Raw genomic sequence first — 3,495 nt, 5'->3', positions numbered from 1 at the left:
TCGTAGATGCTTTGGTCGGCCAGGTGCAGCAGCCCGAGCCGGTCCAGGGCCGCTTCAGCGAGCCTGCGCCGCTCGGTTCCATTTTTGACGGAGCGGCGGAGCGACAGCTCCACGTCCTCCCGCCCGGTGGGCATGACCAGCTGGGAGAGGGGATCGGTGAAGACAAAGCCGACGCTCCGGCGTACTTTGCGGACGGCACGGACTGTATCCTCGCCGTCGACCGCTACCGTGCCCGCCGTTGGCTGGATGAGGCCGTTGACCAGGCGCAGCAGCGTGGACTTCCCGGATCCGTTGGCGCCAATGACTCCCACGCGCTGCTCCGTGAGCTGCAGGGTCACATCTTCCAGGAGGACCTTGGGTTCCGGCCGGTGGTCCAGCGGAACAGCTACCGCTACCTGGTCAAACGTCACGTCGGGCATGGTGGATCCTAGGCGTTGGCAGGCTGGGTAACGCTGCGCTTGACCCGGCGCACCAGGATGTCCGGGAATGCGCGGTGCAGGGCAACGGCGATGACGGCCGCGAGGATGTTTTTGATGATGTCGCCGGGGTAGAAGACCACGTCGCTCAGGAATGCCTGGCCGAGCGTCGCCTTGGTGTTGAGCGCGATGCCGGCGATGCCCAGCGAGTGCACCACCACCACGCTGGTAACGGTGGCCGAAAGGAACAGCCACAGCGCACGGGCTTTGGTGGTCCGGCGGATGACTACGGTGGCCAGCCATCCCACAACAAGGGCGGCGACGGGGAAGGCGAGGATGTAACCAGCCGAGGGTCCGGCCAGGATGCCCAGGCCGCTGCGGCCCTGGCTGAAGATGGGCAGTCCGGCGAGGCCCAGGAGGACGTAGAGGCCAACGGCGGCGAAGCCCCTTCCAGGGCCGAGCACCAGGCCGGTGAGCATCACAGCCAGGGTCTGGAAGGTGATGGGGACGCCGAAGCCGTTGACGGCGAGTCCGGGCACCAGCGCCGATCCCGCCACCAGGGCCGCGAAGACGGCGATGAGCCCGAGGTCTGTGGCGTTCCAGCGGCGCTTTTTGTTTGAGATGCTTATGACGGCTGTGTCGGTGTTGCCCATGGCGGTCCTGTCGGGGTTGTACAAGCGGAATATAGTGTACTGCCGACGTTACCGGCGCCGCTGTGGGGCCATTTTGTAGGGGGCCTACTAAAGCCGGTCCTTGGCTTTGATGGCTGGGTACTAACTGAGTTTCACGAACTCCATGCATCCCTAGCGCGTGATGGTGAATGTCTCCACGGGCGTTGCGCAGGAGACAAGCTCAAGTTGTGGAATTCCTGTTGCACGGTTGTTTTTGCCGGTGTCATCGCACCAGTCGATATCGTGCGGCATTGCGGTGACGATCGCTTCTCCAACCGCTGACTCTTCAGGCACAGTGAAGGTAAACGTGAATTCCCCAGCGTCAGTCATTGGAGCCCTTGCACTGATGACTTCAGCGCCACTGTGATCGGTGACGCTTATTTGGATCCGGGCATTGGAGCCATATTGGGGGTTACACGCCGCCGCGGGTGCTGCGACTGTCACTGTCGCCCCTGGTTTAGCAATTGCTGGACTCACCGAATAAGCAGGCGGGAAGCAAGGCGGCTGCTGACCGCTGGGTGGTTCCTCACGCGGAGACGAGTTGCAGGCGCCTGCAGTGACTACCAGAACAACAAGCAGCAGCGTGGAATACCCGTCAGCGAACTTCATGTACCGGAGTCTTTGTTCAGTTCCTCGGCGAGCATCACGAGGATTCCGCTGGGGCCGCGGAGGTACGTGAGCTTGTACATGTCTTTGTAGGTCGCCACCCCGCGCAGCGGATGGCATCCGTGCTTCGCCGCTATCTTAAGTGCCTCGTCGATATCGTCGACCGAGAAGGCCACCCGGTGCATGCCGATGTCGTTGGGCCGGGTCGGGTTCGACTCGATCGCTTCGGGGTGGATGTATTCGAAGAGCTCAAGCCGGCCGTGGCCGTCCGGGGTCTGGAGCATCGCAATCTTGGCATGGTTCCCGTCAAGTCCCACAGCAGTGTCGGTCCACTCCCCGCTGACCGTGTCACGGCCCACCACCGTAAGACCGAGATCGGTGAAAAAGGCGATTGCTGCTTCGAGGTCGCGAACGGCGATACCGACGTTCTCCAGTTTGATGGCCATGCGTTGAAAGCTACCAAGGCGGACCGGTCAGCTCCAGAGGCGGAGGAACGAGAAGCGGGTCAAATACCAAGTAATCGACGCTTGGCCGCTGCAAATTCTTCCGCGGTGAGAGCACCCTGGGAATAAAGGTTCGCTATAACGACAAGATCAGCTGCTAAGGATTCCTTCGCGGCTGCTCTGCCTGCGTTCTTCACACGATGCTTTCCTGCCACGGAAGAAACGGACGCTGGCTTTGTCGTGCTCCTGGTCACCGCGTACAAAACGAGCAGGATTGCACCGAGAACTGCCACCGCAATTCCCAGGGGCATGGATATGTGGGAATGTGAGGCGGTTCCGATGACCGCTATTGCCATCCCGGCACCAGCCAATCCGACACCGGATACCCATCCTGCTGTCTCACGGAGGGGGTGCTTCCCTCTGAACTCAAAGAAAAACCCGCCGGTCTCACTCGGAGCCGTGTGCTCATTCATGTGTGAAGGATAGACCCGCCCCTCACCAGAGAACACCCCCGTTTTCCGAGAGCCTCCCCTAAAGGGGCGGTCCAAAAACTGTTCCCCCCTACTACCCGCCCGTAGCGTAGCGCCGCGTTTTTGAGCAGGAGCATACTGGTTACGCCGCTCATCTCGATGGACGATAAACGCGCCCGAGTGGCTCATTCACCGGCAGTTCCCGGGGAAATCTGCCGGCATCCTGGCGAAGGTGGAATATCCCTTTTCACGCTTCGCATCCCTTGTAGAAACGATATCGGTCTCAGAGGGGTAGAAGATCAACGATGAATCGCACCAGGACGGGACTCCTGTCGATGGTGGCCGCAGCAGCGCTTGCCATGGGACTGGCTCCCGGGACCGCGCTCGCCCATGGAGGGTCAGGGCACGGAGGCTCGGACCACAGCGACGACTGGCGGAACAATGACGATCAGCGCCGGCTGGTCAACGTCCTGCGCCACGTCACCGACGAATATCGCTGGCTGGAGAACGCCAAGGCGGACGGTTATAAGGAAATCACTAAATGCATCGAAAAACCCGGCGTGGGAGCCATGGGCTTCCACTACGCCAAGGAGGACCTGATCGATGACAAGACCCAGGCCCGAAAGCCTGAGGTTCTCGTGTACATGCCCAATAAGTACGGGCGGTACAAGCTGGTAGCCGTTGAGTTCATATCCACGGCAGCCCATCAACCTTCGATTGCCGGCGTCAAATTCGAAGCAGGGCCGTTCCCTGGGTCCCACGCGCTCCACGCATGGATATGGAGGGACAACCCGAGCGGCATGTTCGCAGCCTACAATCCGGACTTGCGCTGCCCGAAGTAATCCCCTGATGGTGATCGGGCCTGTGCACGGCCCATCGCCAATCCGCA

The 3,495-nt window shown here is 61.2% G+C and carries 6 protein-coding genes; 1 reads left to right on the top strand and 5 read right to left on the bottom strand.

Translation table 11 applies throughout. From position 1 onward, the window contains the following. The 5 genes from P2Q66_RS20675 to P2Q66_RS20655 all read right to left on the bottom strand — a co-directional run. Window positions 1-419, bottom strand: a 419-nt coding sequence (locus P2Q66_RS20675) for an ATP-binding cassette domain-containing protein (protein WP_275731175.1), incomplete at its 3' end; no start/stop codon positions are given. An 8-nt stretch (window positions 420-427) separates the two neighbouring features. After that, window positions 428-1,069, bottom strand: a complete 642-nt coding sequence (locus P2Q66_RS20670) for a biotin transporter BioY (RefSeq protein WP_275731173.1) — start codon at window positions 1,067-1,069, stop codon at window positions 428-430. Between the two features lie 150 nt (window positions 1,070-1,219). Further along, a complete protein-coding gene (locus P2Q66_RS20665; RefSeq protein WP_275731171.1) occupies window positions 1,220-1,696 on the bottom strand; it encodes a hypothetical protein in 477 nt (158 codons plus the stop codon). Further along, window positions 1,693-2,139 (bottom strand): VOC family protein, encoded by a 447-nt coding sequence (locus P2Q66_RS20660; protein ID WP_275731169.1) that lies wholly within the window; start codon window positions 2,137-2,139, stop codon window positions 1,693-1,695. Before P2Q66_RS20660 ends, P2Q66_RS20665 begins: the two co-directional genes overlap by 4 nt. Window positions 2,140-2,198: 59 nt before the next feature. After that, entirely contained in the window at window positions 2,199-2,609 is a 411-nt protein-coding gene (locus P2Q66_RS20655; protein ID WP_275731166.1) for an SHOCT domain-containing protein, read from the bottom strand. Between the two features lie 302 nt (window positions 2,610-2,911). Here P2Q66_RS20655 and P2Q66_RS20650 point away from each other — a divergent pair, with 302 nt between their 5' ends. Further along, window positions 2,912-3,448, top strand: coding sequence for a hypothetical protein (locus tag P2Q66_RS20650; RefSeq protein WP_115523434.1), 537 nt, complete (start codon window positions 2,912-2,914; stop codon window positions 3,446-3,448). Window positions 3,449-3,495 lie beyond the last annotated feature (47 nt).

This window comes from Arthrobacter sp. Cr_A7 (assembly GCF_029222765.1).
Lineage (GTDB): Bacteria > Actinomycetota > Actinomycetes > Actinomycetales > Micrococcaceae > Arthrobacter.
This window is presented reverse-complemented; position numbering and strand designations above follow the sequence as displayed.

Coding starts and splice junctions, on each gene's coding strand:
- P2Q66_RS20650 (WP_115523434.1), top strand. CDS start 2,912: ATGAATCGCACCAGGACGGGACTCCTGTCGATGGTGGCCGCAGCAGCG.
- P2Q66_RS20670 (WP_275731173.1), bottom strand. CDS start 1,069: ATGGGCAACACCGACACAGCCGTCATAAGCATCTCAAACAAAAAGCGC.
- P2Q66_RS20665 (WP_275731171.1), bottom strand. CDS start 1,696: ATGAAGTTCGCTGACGGGTATTCCACGCTGCTGCTTGTTGTTCTGGTA.
- P2Q66_RS20660 (WP_275731169.1), bottom strand. CDS start 2,139: ATGGCCATCAAACTGGAGAACGTCGGTATCGCCGTTCGCGACCTCGAA.
- P2Q66_RS20655 (WP_275731166.1), bottom strand. CDS start 2,609: ATGAATGAGCACACGGCTCCGAGTGAGACCGGCGGGTTTTTCTTTGAG.